Genomic DNA, 23521 nt, shown 5'->3' on the forward strand with positions numbered 1-23521 from the left:
CCTTAAATCGTTATATCCCGATATACCAATATGATTTTGCTCTGAGGTCAGTCGAATTGGATATATCGGGTTATAACGATACGCTGGCGGCAGTGGTAGACTGCGCGCCATGAATTATCTCGCACACTTGCACCTGGGCGGCCAACGGCCTGCGCAACTGCTGGGCAGCCTGTATGGCGACTTCGTCAAAGGCCGCTTGCAGGGCCAGTTCAGTCCCTCGATCGAAGCGGCGATCCAATTGCACCGTTCCATCGACCGCTTTACCGACAGCCACCCGTTAGTAGGGGAGGCGTTGTCGCGCTTCAGTCTGACCCGCAGGCGCTATGCCGGGATCGTGCTCGATGTGTTTTTTGACCATTGCCTGGCGCGGGACTGGGCGCGGTATGCCGACCAACCGCTGGAGCACTTCACCGCGCAGGTGTACCGCGTACTGGCGGCCGAACCGCAGTTGCCGGGACGGTTGGCACAGATTGCGCCGTATATGGCGGCGGATGATTGGTTGGGCTCTTATCGTGAGTTTGCAGTGATGGAGCAGGTGTTGCGCGGGATTTCGCGGCGGTTGACCCAGCCTGAGGAGTTGGGTTATGCGATGCAGGAGTTGCGTGTGTTGTATGAGCCGCTGAGTGAGGATTTTAGTGAGTTCTACCCAGAGCTACAGGCATTCGCAAGCATCCAACTGACCACCCAAAACTGAATGTGGGAGGGGGCTTGCTCCCGATAGCAGTGTGTCAGTCAGCTTATCTATAGCTGACTCCTCGCTATCGGGAGCAAGCCCCCTCCCACATTTGGAACAGTGTATGGCTCATATCAGGCGGCGATGGCTGGTCGCTCCGCTACCTGTTCAGTCTCCGGCAACGGCCCAAACAACGCTCTCTGCACCGCCTGCTGCGCCTGATACGCCAGCGCCGCGCGTTCCTGCCCGGCGCAGGCAATCGGCTTGAGCAGGTGAATCTCCACATCGCCCTGGTCATGGGCAAACAGCCGCATCAGGTGCGACAGCAGATCATCGTCGCCAATGAACGGTGCCAGTGCGTCCACCTCGCCATTGCGCAGATAACGAATCGCCACCGGCTGCAGCGACACGTCCGCATCGATCGCACTGGCCAACAACCGCCCGTGAAACGTGCGCAGGCTGCGACCGTCCGTGGTGGTGCCTTCGGGGAACATCAACAGCGGGTGCTGTTGCTCCAGGTGACGGGTCATCTGTTTGCGAATCAACTGGCTGTCACCCGAGCCACGGCGGATGAACAGGCTGCCGGCCTTCGCCGCCAACCAGCCGGCCACCGGCCAGGTGCGCACTTCGGCTTTGGACAGGAACGACAGCGGCGTCACCATGCCCAGCAGTGGAATATCCGTCCAGGACACATGATTGCTCACCCACAGCATCGGCGTTTGCGGCAACTGGCCGTGCACCGTCACGCGAAAGGGCAGGGCGTGGGTCAACCGCGCCATGAAGAACCGCGACCAACGCTGGCGTCGCACCATCGAATTGGCCACGCCCAAACGCTCGAACAGGCCAAACACACTGGCCATGGTCAAGCCCAGCGCCACCACCAGCAGCACCCGGGCGATGCGCCCGTACACGCGCAGGCGGCCCATCACATGGCTGCCTTGAAGTGGCGCGCATAGCGCGGGCACAGCTCATCGCGCTTGAGCAGGATGAACACGTCGGCCACCTGGAAGTCTTCATCCCAGCACGGCTCGCCGCAAATCTTCGCCCCCAGGCGCATATAAGCCTTGAGCAGCGGTGGCATTTCGGCGATGACGTTGGACGGCAGGTCCATCGCCGGCAGGGGCTTTTTCGGCTCGGCGCGCAGGTGTTCATTGCACAGGTAGCGCTCGCGCAGACGCTGCATGATTGCGTGGGCCTGGATGCCGCCGTCGTGCATCGGGATGCTCGCGCACCCCATCAGGTAGCTGTAGCCGCCCTCGTTGAGCACCTCGGCCAACTCGCCCCAGAGCACCGCGATGGTGCCGCCGTTGCGGTAGGCCGGGTCGACGCAGGTACGGCCGATTTCCAGGATCGGGCCCTGCAAGTGCAGCAGCCCATGCAGGCTGAATTCCTCTTCGCTGTAGAACCGGCCCAAGGTGCTGGCGGCCTGGTGATCGAGCAAACGGGTGGTGGCCACCAGTCGACCGCTGTTTAAGTCACGCACGCCGATGTGGCTGCAGTGAACATCATAGTCATCCATGTCCAGACCCAGTTCCGCGCCTTTCAGCTTGGCGTTGAACTCGCCGCTGAACACGTTGAACCGCAGGGCCTGGGCTTCCTGCAAGGCCGCGGCGCCAATCAGGCGTTCGGCTTGCAGGCGGCGTTCATTGCCGGTGTCGCTGATGCGGGCGAGCTGAGTCATAGCGAGTCTCCGAGTGCCGGCCAGGTTGTGCGGCCAGTCGACTTTGTTGTCCAAACTCAGGCTATGTAGGCTCGGTGTCATCTCCATGAAGTTACGGTGACGGTTGGATGACAGGCCCCTTGTCGTCAATCTGTCATCGGCCTGGATTAGGCTCGCGGGCTTGAATGCCCCTTGAGTTTGCGTCCATGGTCAGAGGCCTGCTGTGCGTTGTCTTGTTATTCATCACCGTGAGTGCACGTGCTGAAACCTGGCCTGGCCATGACTGGGTGACGGGCAGGTTGATCGAAGGTCCTGCTGTCGACGCGCTGAATGCCTACGCATTCCCGCCCCGTGACGACAACACTCGCCAAGGTATTCGTACCGACGCGCTGCTGGTAATCCGCGACGGCCAGATCATCTATGAACGCTACGCAGCACCCACTAGCGCCAGCACGCCGCACCTGACCTGGTCGGTCAGCAAAAGCCTGATGGCGACCGTACTGGGGGTGGCCTACGGCGAAAACCGCTTCAAACTGAACGACCCCGCCGCGCGCTTTTACCCACCGATGAAGCAGCACCCCAAGGTGACGATGGCCGACCTGCTGCACTGGGCCTCGGGCCTGGACTGGCAGGAAGACTATGAATACGCGCCGCTCAAATCCTCGGTAGTGGCGATGCTCTACACCCGTGGCCGCGCCGATATGGCGCAATTCGCGGCCGAGACCGAGGCCGCCGATGCACCCGGCCAGGCTTTTCGTTACTCCAGCGGCGACAGCAATATTCTGTCGGCCGCGCTCAAAGGCATGCTCGGGCACAAGGCTTATATGAGCTACCCGTGGGAGGCGTTGTTCAAGCCATTGGGCATTCGCACTGCAACCTGGGAAACCGATGCCGACGAGACGTTTGTCGCCTCATCCTATGCCTACCTCACTGCCCGCGATCTGGCACGGGTCGGGCTGTTGATGGCGCGGGACGGGCGTTGGGAAGAACGACAATTGCTGCCCAAGGAGTGGGTCGCGTTCAATCGCCAACCCTTCGCCCACTACAAAACGGGCCAGGATGAAGCCGTGCCAGGCGGGCAATGGTGGCTCAACCAGGGCACCCCCGCACCCTGGCCCGACGCACCGGCCGACACCTTCGCCGCATTGGGGCACTGGGGCCAGGCGCTGTTCGTGCTGCCCGACGAACACTTGGTCATCGTGCGCTACGGCGATGACCGCGACGGCAGCTACCGACATAACGAACTGCTCAAACGCGTGCTGGCGGCGGTGCGATCATGATTCGGCGCCATCCGCTTATCAGCGTTTTGCTGCTGTTGTTGCTCGTGTTGTTGGGCTGGGTGTGGCATGAGCGCATCAACCTGCAAGCCTTTCCCGACATCATCGCGGCGTACACGGCCAAGGAGTATTGCTCGTGTCGCTATGTGGAAAACCAACCCGCCGACTACTGCCGTGGCTATGTGAAGCAATACGTGCCGACCAGCGCTTTCAGTGATAATCCCGAGCGCAGTGAAGTGACGGCGAGTGGGCTGGGACGTACGCACACGGCACGGTGGCTGGGCGATCGTCAGGGCTGTCGCCTGTACCCCTGAATATACACATCACCCCTGTGGGAGGGGGCTTGCCCCCTATGGCAGCGTGTCAGTCACAGGATGAGTTGCTGACCCACCGCTATCGGGGGCAAGCCCCCTCCCACATTGGATTTGCGCCGTTCGTGAGATTGCGCTTAAGGTTCATCCAGATTTTTTGCCCCATGAGCCTTTATGTTCAATCTCAAACCTTTGGTCTTTGCACTGCTGACCTGTGCCGCTGTGCCTGCCCATGCCGACTGGTACCTGGATAACGAGTCTTCACGCCTGTCCTTCGTCACCACCAAAAACACCGAAATCGCCGAAGTGCAGCGCTTCCTCGTGCTGCACGGCAAGGTCGACAGCCAGGGCGCGGCCCAGGTCCAGGTGGAGCTGGAGTCGATCAACAGTGGTGTCCCGCTACGTGACGAGCGCATGCGCAAAGAGTTGTTCGAGATCAAGCAGTTTCCCGAAGCGTTGATCAGCACCCAGATCAACCTGCAACCGATCAATGACCTGGCCTCTGGCGCGCAACTGGAGTTGCGCCTGCCGCTGAGCATCACCTTGCATGGCAAGACCCAGACCTACACGGCCGAGCTATTGGCCACGCGCCTGGATGACCGGCGCTTCCAGGTGGTGACCCTGGAGCCGGTGGTGCTGCATGCCGAGGATTTTGACCTCGCGCCAGGCGTGGCCGCGCTGCGCAAGGTCGCAGGTCTTAAATCGATCAGTTTGTCGGTGCCGGTGGGTGCGGTGCTGATCTTTACGGCGCGCTGACGTGGGCGGCGCGGTGTTCCCGTGGCGCAGCGCCAACCGTTTCGAGTTGCTGATCGACGGGCCGAGTTTCTTCCCGCAGATGTTGGCCGGGATTGCGCGGGCTGAGCAGCAGGTCGATCTGGAGTTGTACCTGGTGGAAGCCGGCGCCTGCGCCGAAGCGATGGTGCAGGCGCTGGTGCTCGCGGCTGAACGCGGTGTGCAGGTGCGTTGCCTGTTCGATGATTACGGCAGCCTGGCGTTTACCCTCGGGCTGCGCAAGCGCCTGACCGACGCGGGTGTGGAGCTGCGGTTCTACAACCGCCTGAGCTGGCGGCGCTGGATGCGCAACCTGTACCGTGACCACCGCAAGGTGTTGTTGGTCGACCAGGGTATCGCGGTGGTTGGCGGCACCGGTGTGACGGATGAGTTCTGGACGCCGGGCCAGGACACCGCCGACTGGCATGAAGTGATGGTGCAGATCAGCGGTCCGCTGGTGCTGGATTGGCAGGCGCTGTTCGATCGTCAATGGCACGCCAACGCCGCCCGCCGCGAGTGGAAGCCCGCCACCCACTTTGGTTTGCCGCGTTTGCCCAAGGTGCCCGCGACCGGGCCGGGCCTGGGGCGGGTTGCCTATGCCGACGCCCGTCAGCATCGCGATATCCTGCAGTCGCTGATCCGCGCCTTGAACAGCAGCCAGCAGCGGATCTGGTTGGCCACCCCGTACTTCCTGCCGACCTGGAGCGTGCGTCGCGCGTTACGCCGGGCGGCGGGGCGCGGCGTCGATGTACGCCTGCTGCTCACCGGCCCGCGTACCGACCACCCATCCGTACGTTACGCCGGGCACCGTTATTACCCACGGTTGCTGCGCTCGGGGGTGCAGATCTTTGAATACCAGCCGTGCTTTTTGCACCTGAAGATGGTGCTGGTGGACGATTGGGTGAGCATCGGCTCGTGCAATTTCGACCACTGGAATCTGCGCTTCAACCTGGAGGCCAACCTCGAAGCGTTGGACCCTGAGTTGACGCAGGCTGTGGCTGGCAGTTTCGAGCGCGATTTCGCCCAGAGCCAGGCGATGAGCCTGCAGGCATGGAAGGCGCGGCCGCTGTGGCGGCGGGTGAAGCAGAGGTTGTGGGGGTGGGTCGACAGGTTGGTGGTCAACCTGTTGGATCGGCGAGGGTAGGGTGCCCCCCGCCTTTGGTTACTTACGCGGTTAGAACTGCAACGAATACTGCGCCGTGATGTTCTGGTCCCGTGAACGCTCGCCGCGCTGTTGGCTGAAAGCCAGGTCCAGCGCGCTGTTGCGGCTCAGGCGTGCGGTGGCGCCCAGCTCCAGTCGTGTGCTGAGCCGATCCAGCGGGGCGCCGTTCACCTTAAAGGTGTAGCCGTCTTCCCAGGCCACTTGAGCCGCCGATTGTCGATCGCCGCCAGCATGGGTATAGGCCAGGCCGCCACGCAGTCTCAACCATGACGGGCCAGTCTGTGCCTGGGCCAAGTCGAGGTTCACGCGCACGCCGCCGGTGGTCAGCTTGACACTGTCGTTCGCGCGTTGGCCGCGCAGTGACGCCATGCCGCCGCGTTCGGTGAAGCCGTCGCTGCGCTGCTGCACAGTGGCCAGTTGCAGGTAGGGCTGCCAATCCCAGAAACCGTGATTGAAGCGATAGTTGGCTTCGGCGAACGCCTGCACGGTACGGCTGGTGTAGTCGGCAGACAGCCGATTCTCCACGCCTGGGAAGCTGACTCGGCGCTTGGTTGCGATCTGATGCTGCGCATAGGCGATGCCGCCGTACAGGCCCAGAGCGTCCCAGGTGTGCCCCACGTGCAGGCCCAATTGGTAGCTGTCGACACTCGCCTTACCGCGAGCGCCGGCCTTCACGTCGCCAGTGCTGCTGCCCGCAACCAGCCCCACGCGTGTGCCTTGTTCCAGCCGGTGATCGAACCCGACCAACAGGCCTGTGCTGCTGTGGGACGCGCGGGCGGTGTTGCTATTGCCTTGCAGTTGGCCGGTCTGGCGTGGCAGTTGCACCCAGGCGCCCTCGTTCAGTGCTTCGGCCTCGGTAGCGCTACGACCATGGGCGTTACGCTGCCGGTCGAGTACGGCTTCACGCACTACCCGGCTGTTTTCGATCAGTGCCGCTTGGGTACTGGCATGCAGCTCGCCGCTCAGTTGGTCCAAGGCCGAGGGGGCCTGCTCGGGGAACAGTGCGGTGAGGCGCTGCAGCAGCGGGGTCGGCGCAGCTTGAGCATCGGCAGCCGTGGCGACGGCGCGTTGGTTGGTGGTGTTTGCCGCAGAAGCCAGTGGCCTTCCACGGGCAAACTCGACCAGCAGGTTATTGGCTTGCTTGACTTGGGACACGCTGAGAAAGGGCGAGAACTCTCGATGGTCGATCGCGGCAAACTCGCCGCTCACGGCACCTTTTGCCTGGAGGATGCTGTATTGCTGGCCCAATGGGTAGGTGCCGGGTTGTGCGCTCAGGTACAGCGTGCCGCCGTTGACAGTGGCCTGGTTATCGACCTGCAGTTTTGCCGGCCGGCCCTGGGCGACCAGCTCGGCCATCAGGGTTGCGCCGGGTGCTTGACGGTAGTCACCCTCGACGGCCAAAGAGCCGTTCAGGCGCAGAACGCCGCCTTCGAGGTTCACATCGCCCTTGAGGGTGTTGTTGCCGGCCAGCTCCAGAATACCTGCGTTGAGCGTGGCCCCGGCAAAGCTGTTATTGCCGCTCAAGCGTAACCAGCCGGCGCCGCTTTTTTCCAGGCGCCCGGGGCCGCTGATATCGTTGCGCCAGTCGTCCCATGCGACGCCTTGCCATACCACCGCGCCGCCGGCGGGGCGGTCCATGTTTACCTGTGTGTCCACCCGCAGTAGGCCGGGCCCGTCGATGGCTTTTTTCAGATCTATCAGGCCCCAGCCGTACACATCGTCGACGCCAGGCTCACCCAGGTCGGTGGCGGTGGTCAGCAACACATCGCGGATGTGCGGGTTGTCGAGGTAAGGGAAGCGCTCGATCAGCAATGCCAGTGCACCTGTTACGTGAGGCGCGGCGATGGAGGTTCCGGAAGCGGTGAAGTCTGTAAATTCGAGTTTGTCGCCGGTCACTGTAAAGCCGTCGGCGTCGCCTTCGTTGTCGTAGTGGGTTTCGGTGTGTATGGCCCCTGTTACCCCGGCAGAAGTGATATCCGTTCCCGGCGCCGCCAGGCACCAGTCCTTGCTGAAGCCACAGCGGTACGAACCATCGCTCAAGGTCAGCGCCTGGTTGACGTTGACCACGGTCAACCAATAGCGCTCGAGTTCGGCGACCGCGCGCGGCAGACTCGAATGAACCCCAGCAAAGGGTGCTGCTCGTGGTGTTGCGTTGGGGGTAAGTGTATTGCCCGCCGCCCATACCTGGAGCATGCCGTATTTGACGGAGGCGTCGGCTATGGCTCTGAGCTCTGCATAGCTGCGGGTATGGGTTTGATCCAATTCCTCGTCCAGTGCCGCCTCATCTGCCAAGGGGACTGTAGGCCCCCAGCTATGGTTGACGACTCGCACATTTTGCTCGTGCAGTTGGGCGTAGGCGGCGTTGACTGCCTCCGGTGTTGGATGGGTGACGCTGTACGGCCGCACACCGGGGCCGTCCTGGTAAGTGTTGCTGAATCTGCGCAACGCACTCACATTGGCCCCGAAGGCTACGCCATGGGCCCCGGCGCCATTTCGGTTGGCGAGTATGTTGGCGGCCACGAAGGTGCCGTGCCATTCATAGCGAGCTCCTGTGTTTCTAAGATAGTCATCCACTTGTTCGCGGGTGAAATCACCGTTGACGATTTCCTCCTCTAATGCGACCAAGGCTTCAGGCGGCAGAGCCTCAAGCACATGCGCGGCGGAACGATCACCCTCGCTGAAGAAGCAGCCACCGAACAGCACCGTATCGCTTTTACATCCGGGGTCTGCCAGGCGCACGCCGGAATGCGGTTTGCCGGCAAACTCGTCATGGCGCAAGTCGCTGCCGGAATCATAAACCCCCACTTGCACGCCCGCGCCACTCAACCCCCGGGCATAAGCGTAATCGGCACCGATGGCGCCCAGCCCCCAGCTTTTTTTGAACTCATCGCTGCGCCAGCTGGCGGCGTCGTGCAATCGACCCTGTTCGCTGTAGCTCGCGGCTTCAACGGGCATGCCCGGCAGACTCCCGAGCATGCACAGCGCGAGTGCTTTTCGCTTGAGCGCTGAGTAAAAAAGGATGTTGTAAATGGCCCGTGGGACGTTTTTCGTCGGCGACATAGTCCACCTGCACACTGATTTAGGGCAGACAGAGTGCGCGAGCAGGCAGGGGGTGGGATGTCGGAGGAAGCTGGGACTGTGGAACGAAACTTGACTTTATGTCGACGGCGACAGGTGTGGGTGCAAGCCCCCTCTCGCGCGAAAGAGGGGGCTGCGTGGGTTACAGCAACTCGAAAGTCTGCTGCTGCACAGCCTGGGAGTCCAGCCCGATCTGTACATTGAACTCACCCGGTTCTGCGGCGAATTTGAGCTGGCTGTTGTAAAACTTCAAATCTTCCTCGGTAATGCTGAAGTGCAGCGTGCGCTCCTCTCCCGCCTTGAGCATGACTTTCTGGAAGTTCTTCAGCTCTTTCACCGGGCGGATCATCGAGCCGGCTACGTCCTGGATGTACAGCTGCACCACGGTTTCGCCATCGACCTTGCCGGTGTTTTTCAGCGTGACGCTGGCGTCGAGCTTGCCGGTCTTGTTCAGGGTGGTGGACGACAGCGCCATGTCCGACAGGCTGAACGTGGTGTAGCTCAGGCCATAGCCAAACGGAAACAGCGGGCCGGTGGTGTCATCGAAGTACTGCGAGGTGTAGTTGCCCGGTTTGCCCGGCGTGAACGGCCGGCCGATGCTCAGGTGGTTGTAGTAGGTGGGAATCTGCCCCACCGAACGCGGGAAGGTGATCGGCAGTTTGCCCGACGGGTTGTAGTCGCCGAATAGCACGTCGGCAATGGCGTTGCCGCCTTCGGTGCCGGCGAACCAGGTTTCCAGGATGGCGTCGGCCTGTTGGTTTTCCTCGAGAATCGACAGCGGCCGGCCATTCATCAGCACCAGTACCAGCGGCTTGCCGGTGGCTTTTAGGGCCTTGATCAGGTCCCGTTGGCTTTGTGGAATGTTCAGGTCGGTACGGCTGGAGGACTCGTGGGACATGCCACGGGACTCGCCCACGGCGGCCACGACGACGTCCGCATTCTGGGCCGCCTTGACCGCCTCATCGATCAACACTTGCGGCGCACGCTTGTCATCCACCACTTCCGGGGCGTCGAAGTTGAGGAAGTTGAGGTAGTCGACCACTGCCTTGTCGTTGGTGATGTTGGCGCCGCGGGCGTAGATGATTTTGCCTTTATCGCCGATCACGGCGTTCATGCCATCCAGCAACGTCACCGACTGCTCCGGTTTGCCGGCGGCGGCCCAGCTGCCCATCATGTCGATCGGCGCCTTGGCCAGCGGGCCGACCAGCGCGATGGTCGCGGATTTTTTCAGCGGCAGCGTCTGGTTCTGATTCTTCAGCAACACCAGGCTGCGGCGCGCGATGTCACGCGCGTCGGCACGGTGCAGGCGGCTGTCGGCATAGGTATCGGCCGGGTCATCCTCGGCCTTGCCGATGCGCAGGTACGGGTCCTTGAACAGGCCCATGTCGTACTTGGCGCCGAGCACTTCGCGCACGGCGTTGTCGATGTCGCTCTGTTCGATCTCGCCGGACTTGAGCAGCCCCGGCAGTTCCTTGCCGTACAGCGTGTCGTTCATGCTCATGTCGATGCCGGCCTTGATCGCCAGTTTGGCGGCTTCACGCCCGTCCTTGGCCACGCCGTGCTTGATCAGTTCGAAGATCGCACCGTGGTCGCTCACGGCCAGGCCCTTGAAGCCCCAGTCCCTGCGCAGCAGGTCGTTCATCAGCCAGGTGTTGGCGGTGGCGGGCACGCCGTTGATCGAGTTGAGCGCTACCATCACGCCGCCGGAACCGGCCTTGATCGCCGCGTGGTAGGGCGGCAGGTAGTCCTGGTACATCTTGACCGGGCTCATGTCGACCACGTTGTAATCGCGCCCGCCCTCTACCGCGCCGTACAGGGCGAAGTGCTTGACGCTGGCCATGATGCTGTCGGCGTTCGCGGCGCTGGCGCCCTGGAACGCCTTGACCATGACTTCGGCAATGCGCGACACCAGGTACGTGTCTTCGCCGAAGCCTTCGGAGGTGCGGCCCCAGCGCGGGTCACGGGAGATGTCGACCATCGGCGCGAAGGTGATGTCGAGGCTGTCGGCGGCGGCTTCCTGGGCGGCGATGCGCCCGGAGCGGCCGATGGCGTCCATGTCCCAGCTGGAGGCCAGGGCCAGGCTGATCGGGAAAATCGTGCGGTGGCCGTGGATCACGTCGTAGGCGAAGAACATCGGGATCTTCAACCGGCTGCGCATCGCCGCGTCCTGCATCGGCCGGTTTTCCGGGCGAGTGATGGAGTTGAACGTGCCACCGATGCGGCCGGCGGCGATTTCCTTGCGGATCAGCTCGCGGGGCATTTCCGGGCCGATGCTGATCAGGCGCAATTGGCCGATCTTTTCATCGAGGGTCATCTGCTTGAGCAGGTCGCTGACGAAGGCGTCCTTGTCGTCAAGCGCAGCAGGCTTTGTTTCTGCCCATGCGGGGTGGCTGGCCAGAGTGGCAACAAGGCCGAGCAAACACAGCTTCTTCATGAATATCCTTTTTCGGCTCACTGCACAGCGGTCAGGCTGATCGGCCAAAATGTGGGGAGCGTCTATTGTTGTTCGGGTGTTGTTCAGATAAATGCAGCACACTCTGAACTCTTTTTCGCGCTGGGCATCTTTGTAGCTGATTGGCTCGAAGCATTCCAGTGGTGGCGGATTATGCCCCAAGCGCGTGGTTTATAGGGTTAGTCATCACATTCCATCCAGATTGGCAGGAGATACACCATGCAAGCAGCACAAGGTTACCGCTGGGGCTTGAAAGCCGCGGCGCTGTTATTGATCAGCAGCGTATTGAGCGGTTGCGGCATCAACAACATTCCGACCCTCGACGAACAGGCCAAGGCGGCCTGGGGCCAGGTGCAGAACCAGTACCAACGCCGTGCCGACCTGATCCCCAACCTGGTGGAAACGGTGAAGGCCTATGCCGCCCATGAGCAGGACACCCTGACCGCGGTGATTGAAGCGCGGGCCAAGGCCACCTCGATCCAGGTCGATGCCAGCACCCTCGACAACCCGGAAAAACTCAAGCAGTTCCAGCAAGCCCAGGACGGCCTCAGCGGCGCACTCAGCCGTTTGATGGTGGTGTCCGAACGCTATCCGGACCTGAAAGCCAACCAGAACTTCCTGGCCCTGCAATCGCAGCTCGAAGGGACTGAAAACCGTATCGCCGTGGCCCGTCGCGATTTTATCCAGACCGTGCAGGCCTACAACACCGAAATCCGCACCTTCCCAGGCCGCCTGTGGCACAGCGTGATGTACAGCGACTTGCCGATCCGCGCCACGTTTGAAGCCACCAGTGCCGATGCCGATAAGGCGCCGCAGGTGAAGTTCAAATAACGCTGCCTTGAGGTGTCGATGCGTTTATTACGGATAGGCCTGGCGCTGTGGCTGCTGGCCTGCGTGGGCATGGCCCAGGCGGCCCTGACCTTCCCGGCGTTGACCGGGCGGGTGGTGGACAACGCCCAGCTGATCGACCCGGCGGTGCGCCAGCAACTGACGCAGCAATTGCAGGCGCTGGAACAGACCTCCGGTGACCAGATCGTGGTGGTCACCGTGCCCGACCTGCAGGGCGTGCCGATTGAAGACTACGGTTATCAATTGGGCCGCCAGTGGGGGATCGGCCAGAAGGGCAAGGACAACGGCGCGCTGTTGATCGTCGCCCGTGACGAGCGCAAGTTGCGCATCGAAGTTGGCTACGGCCTGGAAGGCGTGCTGACGGATGCGCAGTCCTGGGTGATCATCAACCAGGTGATCGCGCCCAAGTTCAAGGCCGGCAATTTCAGCCAGGGCATCAGCGACGGTGTCGCGGCGATGATCCAGGTGGTGGGCGGTGAACCGCTGGCCGTGCCGGCCCGTGTGGCGGATCCGTGGTCCGCGCCGAAGGACAATCCCGCGCTTTCCATCGGTTTCTTCATCCTGCTGATCGGCGTGTTGTGGCTGTGTCATCGCATGGGCCTGCCGGTGGGCACTATCCTGCTGGTTATCCTCAGCCTCATCGGGCATGGTGGGGGCGGCGGTGGTGGCGGTGGCGGCGGTGGTAGTGGGGGAGGCGGCGGCGGTGGTTTTCGCGGCGGCGGTGGTGGTTTCGGCGGTGGCGGGGCGTCGGGCGGCTGGTAATGACAATAACGAGAAAAGAGCATCTACAACCATGGCATTACTGACTGAACACGAGCAGCGCCAAGTGGCCGAAGCGATCGCCCGGGTCGAGCAACAGACCGACGCCGAGCTGGTCACGGTGCTGGCTGCACGCGCCGATGACTACGCCTACATTCCGTTGCTGTGGGCCAGCCTGATCGCATTGGTGGTACCCGGGGTGGTGCATTACCTGTCGGGCTACCTGACCATGTACACCTTGTTGTTGGCGCAGTGGGCGACCTTCATTGTGTTGTGCCTGCTGTTTCGTCTGCCCAAGGTCACCACCCGCTTGATCCCTCGCTCGGTCCGCCACTGGCGCGCCTCGAACCTGGCACGCCGCCAGTTCCTCGAGCAGAACCTGCACCACACGCTGGGCAGCACCGGTGTGCTGATTTTTGTCAGCGAGGCCGAGCGTTATGTGGAAATCCTGGTGGATGAAGGCATCTCCAAACAGCTGGATGACAGCAATTGGGATGGCATCGTCAAGGCATTCACCCAGCAGGTGAAGCAGGGGCAGACGTTGGCCGGGTTCATTGCCTGCATCGAGGCGTGTGGGGAATTGCTCAAGGTGCATGTGCCGGTGACGCAGACGCGTAATGAACTGCCGAACCGTCTGGTCGTACTCGAATAGCCCAGCCAACAAAATTCCAAATGTGGGAGGGGGCTTGCTCCCGATGAGGGTGTGTCAGCTATAGATAAGCTGGCTGACACACCGCTATCGGGAGCAAGCCCCCTCCCACATTTGGATCTACTTTGGCTGTTGGAACGTACCATTGGTCAAATAACTCCGTGCCCTGGCCAGTTATCCCCCCTAAAATGCCCCGCATTCTTTGTCCGAGGCGCTTTTGTTCATGTCCGTCACCGCTCAACCTGCCAGCCCTGCGCCGGATCATCACGCCCAGTTCATCGAACTGCTGAGCGCAAGCCTGGCGCAGAACGCCTTCATCAAGCTGGTGCTGGCCAAATACGTGGGCACGGAAGCCGAACTGCAGCGGCTGATCATCAAGCCCGTGACGGTCAAGGAGCAGCCCTGCCTGTCCTTCGTATACCGCTACAAGACCCGCGACATTACCAAGAATTTCCCACTGGCGGACGGCGTGGCGGCGATTGCCGAGCTGCTGCCAGCCTCGTTCAAGAACGCACACTTGTTGTCGCTGACGGACGAAGCCCAGCTGGAATACAGCAAGAAGAACAAAAGCTCGCTGTTCAAAAGCAAGCCGCAACAATTGCGTGAGGCGCCATCTGCCGAGCATAACCGCGAGAAAAATCGCTTCCTCGACCTGAGCCGGCCGTTCCTTGCCGATCTGGGCGTGACCGACGCCAGCCAAGCGCTGATCCCGTCGATGTCGCGCAAGTGGAAGCAGATCAACAAGTTCATCGAAGTGTTCAGCCATGCGCTGACAGCCTCACCGTTGCAGCTGGACCAACCGGTGCGCGTCGCCGATTTCGGCTCGGGCAAGGGCTACCTCACGTTCGCGATCCATGACTACCTGCGCAACACCCTCAAGGCCGAAGGCGAAGTGACCGGTGTCGAGCTGCGTCAAGACCTGGTGACCCTGTGCAACGCCGCCGCCGCACGCCTGGAACACCCAGGGCTGGTATTCAAGTGCGGCGACGTGCGCAGCGTCGCGCCGAGCGAGCTGGACGTAATGATCGCCCTGCATGCGTGCGATATCGCCACCGACTACGCGATTCACACCGGCATCCGTTCCGGCGCGTCGATCATCATGTGCTCACCGTGCTGCCACAAACAGATTCGCCTGCAGATCCAGAGCCCGGTGCTGCTCAAGCCAATGCTGCAATACGGCCTGCACCTGGGCCAACAGGCAGAAATGGTCACCGACAGCTTGCGCGCCTTGTATCTCGAAGCCTGTGGCTATGAAACCAAAGTATTTGAGTTCATCTCGCTGGAGCACACCAACAAGAACAAGATGATCCTGGCGATCAAGCGCACGCAGCCGTTGGATAACGCGCAACTGCTGGGGAAAATTCAGGAGCTGAAGGCGTTCTACCACATCACCGAACATTGCCTGGAAACCCTGCTGCGCGCCGATAGTTTCTTGAACTAAGCGCGGGGCCCATGTGGGAGGGGGCTTGCTCCCGATGGCGGTGTGTCAGCCGACACATTCATTGGCTGATCCACCGTTATCGGGAGCAAGCCCCCTCCCACATTTGGCCTTCTTCGTTCACTGGATCAGTGTTCGACTGGCACCGACAGCGCCGGATTACCCAGTGGATGAGTACGCGCGGCAAAGAATTTCAGTTCCATGCCGGTGCCTTGGAATAACTGCGAATACCGCTGCTTCTGCTGACGAATAAACCCGTCGCTGCGCCCCGATACCGAAATCGCCAGGGTGGTGATGCTGGCCTGGCGGATCGCATCCACCAAGTGTTTATCCTGCGGCCCCAGGCCATGGCCGAAGATGCACAGCGCGCCTTCGTGGGTGAGCAACTGTTCATAACAGAACGACAGATAATCCGAACTGCGGATGGTCTTGAGCTTCTCGTGCACCGGGCCTTCACTGACGAACAGCGGCACGTCGTCCAGGGTCTTGATCGTGTTGTTGATCGCGAAACTGCTGAGCAATGTGCTGTCGGTGGACGGCAGTTTGCGCGCGGTGCCGTCGAGGTTGCGCACCAGGTGCAGGCCGCCGTGCAGGTACAGGATACGCGTGGCGTCGGTGCGAGTATCGCGCAGGTCGAAGCTTGAATCGGCGCTGCGGAACAGGTCGTCGATACCCGGCGTGTGCAGGATCGCCCAGTAGTTGAGCAGGTCGTAGTTGCTGGTGAAGACCGTAGCGTAGCGGGCCATTTCGGTGTTCAGGGCCGTCAGGGTCGAGGGCTGCACCAGGCGCCAGGGGATGTGCACGGCGTGGATCGTATTGATCAGCGCTTCCTTGATCGCATAGTAGCGATTGCGTGGCGCCGCCGAGCTGACCGCCAGGGCCTTGTTGACGCGGCTGGTGGTTTTCAGCGCACCAAGGGCCTGCTCGAAACTGCGGGTTTGCAGCGCGTCGAATACGCTGAGTTCGGATTGACCCAGGGGTTTTTCTTCCACTGTGCGGGCGTTTTCAAACAGTGAGTCGTAGGCAAAGTCTTCCCAAATCGTGCGGCTTGCGCCGTTGCCGATCAGAATCCCGTTGAAGTCGATGGCGCCGCGCAGTGCGCTCCAGTCTTCAAGGTGGGCGTCAATATCCTGGAAATCCTTCATTGCGGCGGGTCTACTCGAAATCGGCTGGACGGTGACTTTATCACGAGCCGGCGTTGATCCTGGTCAAGATGCGGCAAGTGGTACCGGTGGATTCTGTGGCTATAAAGCCCCTGAGGATCGACCATGAGCAGCACGTTCTTTATTCCCGCCGTCAATATCATGGGCATCGGCTGCCTCGACGAAGCCATGATTGCTATACGCAACTACGGCTTTCGCAAGGCGTTGATCGTCACTGACCAGGGCCTGTGCAAAGCCGGCATGGCCAGCATGATCGCCGAAAAGCTGGCGCTGCAGGACATCGATTCGGTGGTCTACGATGGCGCCAGGCCCAACCCCACGGTGGAAAACGTCGAAAAAGGCCTGGCGCTGCTGCAACAGAGCGCCTGCGATTTTGTGGTGTCCCTGGGCGGCGGTTCGCCCCATGACTGCGCCAAGGGGATCGCCCTGTGCGCCACCAACGGCGGGCGTATCGGCGACTATGAGGGTGTCGATCAATCGAGCAAGCCGCAATTGCCGCTGGTGGCGATCAACACCACTGCCGGCACGGCCAGTGAGATGACCCGTTTCTGCATCATCACCGACGAAACCCGCCACGTGAAAATGGCCATCGTCGACCGCAATGTCACGCCGCTGCTGTCGGTCAACGACCCGGCATTGATGGTCGCAATGCCCAAGGGCCTCACCGCTGCCACCGGCATGGATGCCTTGACGCATGCCATCGAAGCCTACGTGTCCACCGCCGCCACACCGATCACCGACGCCTGCGCAATCAAGGCGATCGAACTGATCAGCGCCAACCTGCGCCTGGCCGTGCGCGATGGCAGCGACATAGCCGCGCGGGAAAACATGGCGTATGCGCAGTTCCTCGCGGGCATGGCGTTCAACAACGCGTCGCTGGGATTCGTGCACGCCATGGCGCATCAGCTCGGCGGCCTCTACGACCTGCCCCATGGCGTGTGCAATGCGGTGCTGCTGCCCCACGTGCAGAGTTTCAATGCCAGTGTCAGCGCCAAGCGTTTGAGTGACGTGGCGCGCGCGTTGGGGGCTGATATCAAGGGCGTTACCCCGGAAGAGGGCGCGCAGGCCGCTATCGTCGCGATTCGCGCCCTGTCCCAGGACGTGGAAATCCCCGCCGGCCTGCGCGAACTTGGCGCCAAATTGCAGGATATTCCGCTGCTGGCGAGTAATGCGCTGAAGGATGCATGCGGCCTGACCAACCCACGACGGGCGGATCAGCGTCAGATCGAGGAGATTTTTCGCAGCGCGTTTTGATAGGGGGCAGCTTTGGGCTGCAAGCGTTAAGCTAAAGGTTGAACGCGTTCAACTTGAGCTTGAAGCTTGCGGCTTGCCGCTGAGGTCCCCCATGAGAGTTCTATTATTCGGCGCCACCGGCATGATCGGTCAGGGCGTACTGCGCGAGTGCCTGCTGGCGCCCGACGTGCAGGAAGTCGTTGCCGTCGGCCGCACGTCGTTGACCCAGGAGCACGGCAAACTGCATCAGGTGTTGCACAGCGACATGCTGGATTTCCAACCTCTGGAAAACCTGCTGCAAGGCTTTGATGCGTGTTTCTTTTGCCTGGGTGTTTCCTCGGCGGGCATGAATGAAATCAACTACACCCACCTCACTTATGACCTGACTTTAGTCGCCGCCAGCACCCTGGCGCGGCTCAACCCGCAGATGACGTTTATCTATGTCTCCGGCGCCGGCACTGACAGTTCCGAGACGGGCAAGTCGATGTGGGCGCGGGTCAAGGGCAAGACCGAGAACGCCTTGCTGCGCTTGCCGTTCAAGGCGGTCTATGTGTTCCGGCCGGGGATTGTCCAGCCGTTGCACGGTGTGCGTTCGAAGACGCCGTTGTACCAAGCGTTTTATAGCGTGCTCGGGCCGTTGCTCTCGTTTGTACGTCGGATAAAGCCGAGCTGGGTCGTCAGCACCGAGACCGTCGGCCGTGCGATGTTGCAGGCGGTGAGCCGTGGCGCGCCGCAGCCTGTGGTGGAGCAGGCCGAGATCAATCGCTTGGCCGCCGAGCGTAGCTGATGCTGCACAAAAGTCTGGTGTGCTGCGGTTGGATTTTTCCTGCCCGAGTGCTTTAGCCTCGGTGCACACTCCAAGAATAAGAGGTACATCCCATGACGGCTCCCCTGAACGGTGTCAAGGTTATCGAGATCGGCACCCTGATTGCCGCGCCCTTCGCGGCGCGGATGATGGCCGATTTTGGTGCCGAGGTGATCAAGATCGAAGCCATGGGGCAGGGCGATCCGCTTCGCAAATGGCGAAAGCTGCACGAAGGCACGTCGCTGTGGTGGTACCTGCAATCGCGCAACAAGCAGTCCCTGGCCCTGGACCTCAAGTCGGCAGAGGGCTTGAGCCTGATCAAGCAGCTGCTCGCCGACGCCGACGTGCTGATCGAAAACCTGCGCCCCGGAGGCCTGGAAAAACTCGCCCTGGGTTGGGATGTGTTGCATGCCCTCAACCCCAAGCTGACCCTGGTGCGCATCTCCGGCTATGGCCACCGGGCCCTATCGCGACCGCCCGGGTTTCGGTGCGATCGGCGAGGCCATGGGTGGCATTCGCTACACCACCGGCAACCCGGATTCGCCACCGGCGCGGGTCGGCGTGAGCCTGGGGGATTCGCTTGCGTCGTTGCACGGTGTGATCGGCGCGCTGATGTCGCTGCTGCGGGTCAAGACCGGCCAGGGTGACGGCCAGATCGTCGATGTGTCCCTGGCGGAAAGCGTGTTCAACCTGATGGAAAGCCTGGTGCCCGAATACGACATGCTCGGCCATGTGCGTGAGCGCAGCGGCGGTGCCTTGCCCGGTATCGCGCCGTCCAATACCTACCTGACCGCCGACGGCGCCTACGTGGTGATCGCTGGTAACAGCGACCCGATCTACAAGCGCCTGATGACCGCCATCGGCCGCGCCGACCTGGCCGCTGCGCCTGAGTTCGCCCATAACGATGGCCGTGCGGCACAGAGTGGTTTGCTCGACGCGGCAATCACCCACTGGACCAGCAGCCTGCCCATCGAGCAGGTGCTCAGCGCCCTGGAGGCCGCTGAAGTGCCGGCCGGGCGCATCTACTCCGTGGCGGACATTGTCAGCGACCCGCACTACCAGGCACGGGATATGTTGCTCGATGCCGATTTGCCCGGTGGTGTGTCGGTAAAAATGCCCGGCATCGTGCCCAAACTGTCGGAAACGCCCGGCGCGGTGAATTGGCAAGGGCCTGCGCTGGGCCAGCATACCGATGACATCCTCGCAGGCCTGGGCCTGACAGACGCTGACATTCAACGTCTGAAGGCTTCGGGAGTGGTGCAATGATCACCGATTATTCCGACCCGCTGATTGTGTAGGAGGTCTGCCCGCGCCGGGTTTTCGTGTATCAGCATGGCGGTTCGCTGTGGTCGTCAGCCAGCCGTTGCCAATGCACGGGCCGGTGTCGCGCTGAACTGAATCAGTGCGACGCCGCCGATCAACAGCAACGCCCCCACCACGCGGGGCGTTGTGAGTTGGCGCTCCACCAGCCCGAACAGGCCGAAATGGTCGAGCAGCAACGACGCGAGAATCTGCCCGGCCATCGCCAGGGCAACGAAGCCTGATGCGCCCAGCGTGGGCATCAGCACCAATGCCAGCGAGATAAAGCACACCCCGAACGCGCCACCGGCCCACATCCACAGCGGCGCCTGGGTGATAAAGGCCAGGTTCGGCAAGGGCAGCCGTAGGGCGATGATCACCGGCAGCAACACAATGATGCTCACCAACAGCGAAGCCAGCGTCGCCCACAACGGGTGACCGAGCCCGCGACCCAGGTTGGCGTTGATCGCGCTTTGAAACGGCACCACGGCACCAGCGATCACCGCCAGCAGCAACACACCCAGCCAATGCAACGTCGTCATGGCGAATCTCCCAGAGGTTTTGCTGGACTCTAGGTTATTCGTCGCGCAAATTTAAATTCCAAGTTCTTATACCGAGCATGCAGCTGATGAATGATCTAAGGCGCATCGACCTCAACCTGTTGGTGATTCTTGACGTGTTGCTCAGCGAGCAACACGTCACCCGCGCCGCCGAACGTCTGCACCTGAGCCAACCGGCGGTCAGCCACGCGCTGGCGCGCTTGCGTGACCTGCTGGGCGACCCGTTGCTGGTGCGTCAGGGCGGCTCATTGATACCAACGGCGCGTGCGCTGGAGTTGGCTACGCCGTTGGCGGAGGCGCTGGCCCAGGTGCAAGTGCTGCTGGCGCCGAACCGCTTTGACCCGGCGTCGGCCAAACGCCGCTTTCGCGTGGCAATGTCGGACTACAGTGCGGCGATTTTCCTACCGGGATTGGTGCGCTTGTTGCGCCGTGAAGCGCCGGGCATCGACCTGCAAATCATCCAGGCCAGCCGCGAAGGCATGGTCGACGGCGTGCTCAATGGCGATCTCGACCTGGCCGCCGGGGTTTTCCCTGACATGCCTGCCGAACTGCGGACTACGCCTTTATTCGAAGAGCATTACACCTGCCTGGTCGACCGCGACAGCCTGCCGACGACGGGTGTGCTGGACCTGCCTACCTACCTGTCACGCCCCCATGTCTTGCTGGAAATGCGCGGCAGCGGCACGCCGGAAATCGAGCGTGCGCTGACCGCGATTCGTCAGCGCCGGCATGTGGCCGTCAGCCTGCCGCACTGGGGCGTGGCACCGCAGTTGATTCAGGGCACGGACCTGATCCTGACCGTCTCCTCCCGGGGCCTGTTGAATATCGATCATGCCCAACTGATCGCCGTGCCACCGCCGTTTCATATTCCTTCGTTTGCATTTGAGCTGGCATGGCATGCGCGACGGGGTGGGGATGCGGGGTTGCAGTGGTTGAGTGGGCGGGTGCAAGGTGTGCTAAAGGGCTGATCAGCTGCTACCAGGAGGTAGGTGGTTGGCGGCGGGTATGAAAAATTCGCATCACCTGTAGTCGCCCTTCACGAATACGGTAAGGGACAATGTAGGGCCACCGGGGCACCACCCATTCACGCGTCCCTGGGACGCGCCCGGTTTTTCCCAACGCGGGAAATTGCGCAATGTGTTCAAGCCCGGCCAAAATCGCCTGGACGAACTCGTAGGCGGCTTTAGGGTTTTCTTCAGCAATAAAGGCCGCTTCATCATCCAGGTTTCTGAGGGCTGTCCTCAGCCACTCAACCTGCATTGTTGCGCCATTTGTCAGCGACGGCTTTTACCTCGGCAGCCGTCGCGAAATCCCCCGCATCAGCTTCTTTCAGCGCCTTTTGAATCTCTTCGATTTGCCATGCTTCACGCGTCAAGTATTCACGTAGCGCGTCAACAGCGAGGAACGATTTGCTGCGACCGGTCGCTTTGGCCAGACTGGCAAGCGTATCGGCGACATCGTCCGGTATCCGCAGGGACATAACAGACATACGAACCTCAATGTAGTGATAGGTAGTGCAACATATTACAGCGTCATCTCATTGATCGATTGTCCCGTTCGTCAGAGGCATTCCGGACAAGGAAAAACTTATGCTAACCGGGCTGAATCACCTGACCCTGGCCGTCACCGATCTGCAGCGCAGCATCCGTTTCTACCATGAGCTCTTGCAGCTTCGGCTTGACGCCACTTGGGATAACGGCGCCTACCTTTCGTTGCCTGGGCTGTGGTTATGTTTGTCGCTGGACCCGTTGCGTGACCCGATCCCGGCAGCCGATTACACGCATTACGCGTTGACCGTCGAAGCGCACGATTTCATGACCCTGGTCGCACGCTTGCGAGGCGCTGGCGTGGAGGAGTGGCGCGACAATCGCAGTGAAGGCGCCTCGTTCTATTTTCTCGACCCCGATGGTCACAAGCTCGAAGCCCATGTCGGCGATCTCGCCTCGCGGTTGCAAGCCTGTCGCGCCAAGCCTTATGCCGGAATGAAGTTTTACCCCTAGACTGGGAACGTGCAGAAGTCCGGGTCTGTTTGCTGACAAAACCGCCCGACTCAACAACGACCGTTCGTCGCACTGGAAAGTATTTTCTAAACCTTTGCCTCAAGCAAAATTCGAATCCAGGGCGAGGCGCTGTTTCCTCGCACCTATTTTTGCCCTGGAGGAACCCATCATGAGCCGCATGGCTATCCGGTTACGCACCGCCAGTTTCGCGATGCTGCTGGGCCTCGGCGCCAGCAATGCTTTCGCCCAGTCACCTGCCGAATTCATCGAGCAGGCTTCGGCCAAAGGCATGGCCGATATCGAAACCAGTCGCATGGCCCACGCCAGAACTTCGTCCCAGGAGATCAAGGATTACACCATCGAGGTGATCAATGAGCGCACCCTGGCCAACCAGCATCTGGCGGCTATCGCTAAAAAGCTCGACTTGCCGGTAGCCCCGCGCGAGAAGATCGTCGACAAGGCCGAAACCCTGATGCCCGAACTCAAGGACGGCGACTCCTTCGACGCCGCTTACACCGCGCAGCAGGTCAAGGAAAACGAAGACGCCATCGCCCTGTTCAAGCAGGAAGGCGCGGCGTCGCAGGTGCCAGAGATAAAAGCGTTGGTGGATGAGACGCTGCCCAAGCTGCAGGAGCGTCTGGAAAAAGCCCGCGCCCTGGCATCGACCTACGGCAAGGGGCACCAAGGCGACGGTTGAAGCTCCCTTTGAGTTGAAGCTCCCTTTGAAATGAAAACGGCGGTTGGATCATCTCCAACCGCCGTTTTTTTCAGGCCTGGTTCAAATTTGTTTTCGGCGCCGCCGCGTCGTCGGCGGCAGGGCCGCAACTGCTGTTGAGGTTCAAGCTGCCGGCTTTGCCGATATCGCGATATTCCTGGCGTAGCTTTTCAAGCTCCTTGCGGTCCAGGCCGTCCAGGCTCAGCACCGCGTTCTGCGCATCCTTGGACACACGCAACAGCTCGTCGATCTTGATATGCAGGATGTCATTGTCGCGGTTCTGTGTGTTCTGGATCAGGAACACCATCAGGAACGTGATGATGGTGGTCGAGGTGTTAATGATCAATTGCCAGGTGTCGTTGTAATGAAAGTACGGCCCGCTCAGGCTCCACGCCAGGATCAGCGCCACCGCCGTGTAGAACGTCCGGGGGCTGCCGGCCCAGCGCGACAGGGTTTGGGAGACTGCAGAGAAGTTCATGACCGTTTTCCTCAAGAAGGGTGATGAAACTACTGACAGCAGTCGCTCGCTGAAATTTCTTTTTACAACTTATCGGTCGGACAAAAGTAGAGGTTTTTCTGTCGGGCTTTTAGGAGCGGGCCTACGGCGCTGTGAAACCTTGAGCACAAGACTGGGTTTTTGCCTGGTTATTGCTTATGCACGCTAAAA

23 protein-coding genes and 1 pseudogene are annotated in these 23521 nt (G+C 61.3%); 15 read left to right on the forward strand and 9 right to left on the reverse strand.

Translation table 11 applies throughout. From position 1 onward, the window contains the following. Window positions 1-109 precede the first annotated feature (109 nt). Window positions 110-694 carry an ACP phosphodiesterase gene (locus C4J86_RS07265; RefSeq protein ID WP_124369925.1) on the forward strand — a complete coding sequence of 195 codons (585 nt, stop codon included), beginning with the start codon at window positions 110-112 and terminating at the stop codon, window positions 692-694. Between the two features lie 113 nt (window positions 695-807). Here the strand turns inward: C4J86_RS07265 and C4J86_RS07270 are convergent, their stop codons facing one another. Beyond that, entirely contained in the window at window positions 808-1599 is a 792-nt protein-coding gene (locus C4J86_RS07270) for a 1-acyl-sn-glycerol-3-phosphate acyltransferase (protein ID WP_124369926.1), read from the reverse strand. Next, a complete protein-coding gene (gene olsB, locus C4J86_RS07275) occupies window positions 1599-2354 on the reverse strand; it encodes an L-ornithine N(alpha)-acyltransferase (protein WP_124361688.1) in 756 nt (251 codons plus the stop codon). The genes C4J86_RS07270 and olsB overlap by 1 nt, the downstream gene beginning before the upstream one ends. A 185-nt stretch (window positions 2355-2539) precedes the next feature. Between olsB and C4J86_RS07280 the strand changes: the two genes are divergently transcribed. The 4 genes from C4J86_RS07280 to C4J86_RS07295 all read left to right on the forward strand — a co-directional run bounded on the left by C4J86_RS07280 (window position 2540) and on the right by C4J86_RS07295 (window position 5836). Then, complete coding sequence (locus C4J86_RS07280) at window positions 2540-3613, forward strand: serine hydrolase (RefSeq protein ID WP_124369927.1); 1074 nt, start codon at window positions 2540-2542, stop codon at window positions 3611-3613. Further along, complete coding sequence (locus C4J86_RS07285; protein WP_124369928.1) at window positions 3610-3924, forward strand: amidase; 315 nt, start codon at window positions 3610-3612, stop codon at window positions 3922-3924. The genes C4J86_RS07280 and C4J86_RS07285 overlap by 4 nt, the downstream gene beginning before the upstream one ends. A gap of 171 nt (window positions 3925-4095) precedes the next feature. Beyond that, entirely contained in the window at window positions 4096-4677 is a 582-nt protein-coding gene (locus tag C4J86_RS07290; protein WP_124369929.1) for a YceI family protein, read from the forward strand. A 1-nt stretch (window position 4678) separates the two neighbouring features. Then, window positions 4679-5836 (forward strand): phosphatidylserine/phosphatidylglycerophosphate/cardiolipin synthase family protein, encoded by a 1158-nt coding sequence (locus C4J86_RS07295; protein WP_124369930.1) that lies wholly within the window; start codon window positions 4679-4681, stop codon window positions 5834-5836. Window positions 5837-5866: 30 nt separating this feature from the next. Here the strand turns inward: C4J86_RS07295 and C4J86_RS07300 are convergent, their stop codons facing one another. Together C4J86_RS07300 and bglX are read right to left on the reverse strand one after the other, a co-directional pair. Continuing rightward, complete coding sequence (locus C4J86_RS07300; protein ID WP_164487765.1) at window positions 5867-8809, reverse strand: autotransporter domain-containing protein; 2943 nt, start codon at window positions 8807-8809, stop codon at window positions 5867-5869. Window positions 8810-9074: 265 nt separating this feature from the next. Next, window positions 9075-11366, reverse strand: a complete 2292-nt coding sequence (gene bglX, locus C4J86_RS07305) for a beta-glucosidase BglX (RefSeq protein ID WP_124366183.1) — start codon at window positions 11364-11366, stop codon at window positions 9075-9077. A 237-nt stretch (window positions 11367-11603) separates the two neighbouring features. Between bglX and C4J86_RS07310 the strand changes: the two genes are divergently transcribed. The 4 genes from C4J86_RS07310 (at window position 11604) to C4J86_RS07325 (ending at window position 15082) form a co-directional block, all read left to right on the forward strand. Next, window positions 11604-12215: a LemA family protein gene (locus C4J86_RS07310; protein WP_124361693.1), complete on the forward strand. Its 612-nt coding sequence runs from the start codon at window positions 11604-11606 to the stop codon at window positions 12213-12215. Between the two features lie 18 nt (window positions 12216-12233). Next, entirely contained in the window at window positions 12234-12995 is a 762-nt protein-coding gene (locus C4J86_RS07315) for a YgcG family protein (protein WP_124369932.1), read from the forward strand. 31 nt (window positions 12996-13026) lie between these two features. Next, window positions 13027-13644 (forward strand): TPM domain-containing protein, encoded by a 618-nt coding sequence (locus tag C4J86_RS07320; RefSeq protein ID WP_124366185.1) that lies wholly within the window; start codon window positions 13027-13029, stop codon window positions 13642-13644. Between the two features lie 220 nt (window positions 13645-13864). Then, window positions 13865-15082: an SAM-dependent methyltransferase gene (locus C4J86_RS07325; RefSeq protein ID WP_124369933.1), complete on the forward strand. Its 1218-nt coding sequence runs from the start codon at window positions 13865-13867 to the stop codon at window positions 15080-15082. A gap of 125 nt (window positions 15083-15207) precedes the next feature. On the opposite strand, the gene C4J86_RS07335 is transcribed toward C4J86_RS07325, so the two are convergent. After that, entirely contained in the window at window positions 15208-16224 is a 1017-nt protein-coding gene (locus C4J86_RS07335; RefSeq protein WP_124369935.1) for a DUF4917 family protein, read from the reverse strand. A 123-nt stretch (window positions 16225-16347) separates the two neighbouring features. On the opposite strand from C4J86_RS07335, the gene yiaY reads away from it, so the two are divergent. From yiaY to C4J86_RS07350, 3 genes and pseudogenes are all read left to right on the forward strand, one after another. Continuing rightward, window positions 16348-17496, forward strand: a complete 1149-nt coding sequence (gene yiaY / locus C4J86_RS07340) for an L-threonine dehydrogenase (protein WP_124369936.1) — start codon at window positions 16348-16350, stop codon at window positions 17494-17496. 91 nt (window positions 17497-17587) lie between these two features. After that, on the forward strand, window positions 17588-18262 hold the full coding sequence (locus C4J86_RS07345; protein ID WP_124369937.1) for an NAD-dependent epimerase/dehydratase family protein: 675 nt from the start codon (window positions 17588-17590) through the stop codon (window positions 18260-18262). 92 nt (window positions 18263-18354) lie between these two features. Continuing rightward, a pseudogene (locus tag C4J86_RS07350) lies at window positions 18355-19546 on the forward strand (CaiB/BaiF CoA transferase family protein). 86 nt (window positions 19547-19632) lie between these two features. On the opposite strand, the gene C4J86_RS07355 reads toward C4J86_RS07350, so the two are convergent. Beyond that, on the reverse strand, window positions 19633-20121 hold the full coding sequence (locus C4J86_RS07355) for a DMT family transporter (protein ID WP_124369938.1): 489 nt from the start codon (window positions 20119-20121) through the stop codon (window positions 19633-19635). A 77-nt stretch (window positions 20122-20198) separates the two neighbouring features. Here C4J86_RS07355 and C4J86_RS07360 point away from each other — a divergent pair, with 77 nt between their 5' ends. Further along, complete coding sequence (locus tag C4J86_RS07360) at window positions 20199-21107, forward strand: LysR family transcriptional regulator (RefSeq protein ID WP_177413157.1); 909 nt, start codon at window positions 20199-20201, stop codon at window positions 21105-21107. A 7-nt stretch (window positions 21108-21114) separates the two neighbouring features. Here C4J86_RS07360 and C4J86_RS07365 read toward each other — a convergent pair whose 3' ends face one another. Both C4J86_RS07365 and C4J86_RS07370 read right to left on the reverse strand, forming a co-directional pair. Next, window positions 21115-21399 (reverse strand): type II toxin-antitoxin system RelE/ParE family toxin, encoded by a 285-nt coding sequence (locus C4J86_RS07365; protein ID WP_124361707.1) that lies wholly within the window; start codon window positions 21397-21399, stop codon window positions 21115-21117. Continuing rightward, window positions 21389-21628, reverse strand: coding sequence for a CopG family ribbon-helix-helix protein (locus tag C4J86_RS07370; protein WP_124361708.1), 240 nt, complete (start codon window positions 21626-21628; stop codon window positions 21389-21391). Before C4J86_RS07370 ends, C4J86_RS07365 begins: the two co-directional genes overlap by 11 nt. 100 nt (window positions 21629-21728) lie before the next feature. Here C4J86_RS07370 and fos point away from each other — a divergent pair, with 100 nt between their 5' ends. Together fos and C4J86_RS07380 are read left to right on the forward strand one after the other, a co-directional pair. Beyond that, a complete protein-coding gene (fos, locus tag C4J86_RS07375) occupies window positions 21729-22139 on the forward strand; it encodes a fosfomycin resistance glutathione transferase (RefSeq protein WP_124369940.1) in 411 nt (136 codons plus the stop codon). Window positions 22140-22308: 169 nt separating this feature from the next. Then, window positions 22309-22836 carry a DUF4142 domain-containing protein gene (locus C4J86_RS07380; protein WP_057723086.1) on the forward strand — a complete coding sequence of 176 codons (528 nt, stop codon included), beginning with the start codon at window positions 22309-22311 and terminating at the stop codon, window positions 22834-22836. Between the two features lie 70 nt (window positions 22837-22906). Here the strand turns inward: C4J86_RS07380 and C4J86_RS07385 are convergent, their stop codons facing one another. After that, window positions 22907-23332, reverse strand: a complete 426-nt coding sequence (locus tag C4J86_RS07385; protein ID WP_124361712.1) for a low affinity iron permease family protein — start codon at window positions 23330-23332, stop codon at window positions 22907-22909. Between the last annotated feature and the right edge of the window lie 189 nt (window positions 23333-23521).

The sequence above is a fragment of the Pseudomonas sp. R2-7-07 genome (assembly GCF_003852355.1).
In the GTDB taxonomy this organism is placed as follows: Bacteria; Pseudomonadota; Gammaproteobacteria; order Pseudomonadales; family Pseudomonadaceae; genus Aquipseudomonas.

Coding starts and splice junctions, on each gene's coding strand:
- C4J86_RS07265 (WP_124369925.1), top strand. CDS start 110: ATGAATTATCTCGCACACTTGCACCTGGGCGGCCAACGGCCTGCGCAA.
- C4J86_RS07300 (WP_164487765.1), bottom strand. CDS start 8,809: ATGCCCGTTGAAGCCGCGAGCTACAGCGAACAGGGTCGATTGCACGAC.
- C4J86_RS07345 (WP_124369937.1), top strand. CDS start 17,588: ATGAGAGTTCTATTATTCGGCGCCACCGGCATGATCGGTCAGGGCGTA.
- C4J86_RS07310 (WP_124361693.1), top strand. CDS start 11,604: ATGCAAGCAGCACAAGGTTACCGCTGGGGCTTGAAAGCCGCGGCGCTG.
- C4J86_RS07290 (WP_124369929.1), top strand. CDS start 4,096: ATGTTCAATCTCAAACCTTTGGTCTTTGCACTGCTGACCTGTGCCGCT.
- C4J86_RS07335 (WP_124369935.1), bottom strand. CDS start 16,224: ATGAAGGATTTCCAGGATATTGACGCCCACCTTGAAGACTGGAGCGCA.
- olsB (WP_124361688.1), bottom strand. CDS start 2,354: ATGACTCAGCTCGCCCGCATCAGCGACACCGGCAATGAACGCCGCCTG.
- bglX (WP_124366183.1), bottom strand. CDS start 11,366: ATGAAGAAGCTGTGTTTGCTCGGCCTTGTTGCCACTCTGGCCAGCCAC.
- C4J86_RS07355 (WP_124369938.1), bottom strand. CDS start 20,121: ATGACGACGTTGCATTGGCTGGGTGTGTTGCTGCTGGCGGTGATCGCT.
- C4J86_RS07285 (WP_124369928.1), top strand. CDS start 3,610: ATGATTCGGCGCCATCCGCTTATCAGCGTTTTGCTGCTGTTGTTGCTC.
- C4J86_RS07385 (WP_124361712.1), bottom strand. CDS start 23,332: ATGAACTTCTCTGCAGTCTCCCAAACCCTGTCGCGCTGGGCCGGCAGC.
- C4J86_RS07325 (WP_124369933.1), top strand. CDS start 13,865: ATGTCCGTCACCGCTCAACCTGCCAGCCCTGCGCCGGATCATCACGCC.
- C4J86_RS07365 (WP_124361707.1), bottom strand. CDS start 21,399: ATGCAGGTTGAGTGGCTGAGGACAGCCCTCAGAAACCTGGATGATGAA.
- fos (WP_124369940.1), top strand. CDS start 21,729: ATGCTAACCGGGCTGAATCACCTGACCCTGGCCGTCACCGATCTGCAG.
- C4J86_RS07315 (WP_124369932.1), top strand. CDS start 12,234: ATGCGTTTATTACGGATAGGCCTGGCGCTGTGGCTGCTGGCCTGCGTG.
- C4J86_RS07360 (WP_177413157.1), top strand. CDS start 20,199: ATGCAGCTGATGAATGATCTAAGGCGCATCGACCTCAACCTGTTGGTG.
- yiaY (WP_124369936.1), top strand. CDS start 16,348: ATGAGCAGCACGTTCTTTATTCCCGCCGTCAATATCATGGGCATCGGC.
- C4J86_RS07270 (WP_124369926.1), bottom strand. CDS start 1,599: ATGGGCCGCCTGCGCGTGTACGGGCGCATCGCCCGGGTGCTGCTGGTG.
- C4J86_RS07280 (WP_124369927.1), top strand. CDS start 2,540: ATGGTCAGAGGCCTGCTGTGCGTTGTCTTGTTATTCATCACCGTGAGT.
- C4J86_RS07370 (WP_124361708.1), bottom strand. CDS start 21,628: ATGTCTGTTATGTCCCTGCGGATACCGGACGATGTCGCCGATACGCTT.
- C4J86_RS07380 (WP_057723086.1), top strand. CDS start 22,309: ATGAGCCGCATGGCTATCCGGTTACGCACCGCCAGTTTCGCGATGCTG.
- C4J86_RS07320 (WP_124366185.1), top strand. CDS start 13,027: ATGGCATTACTGACTGAACACGAGCAGCGCCAAGTGGCCGAAGCGATC.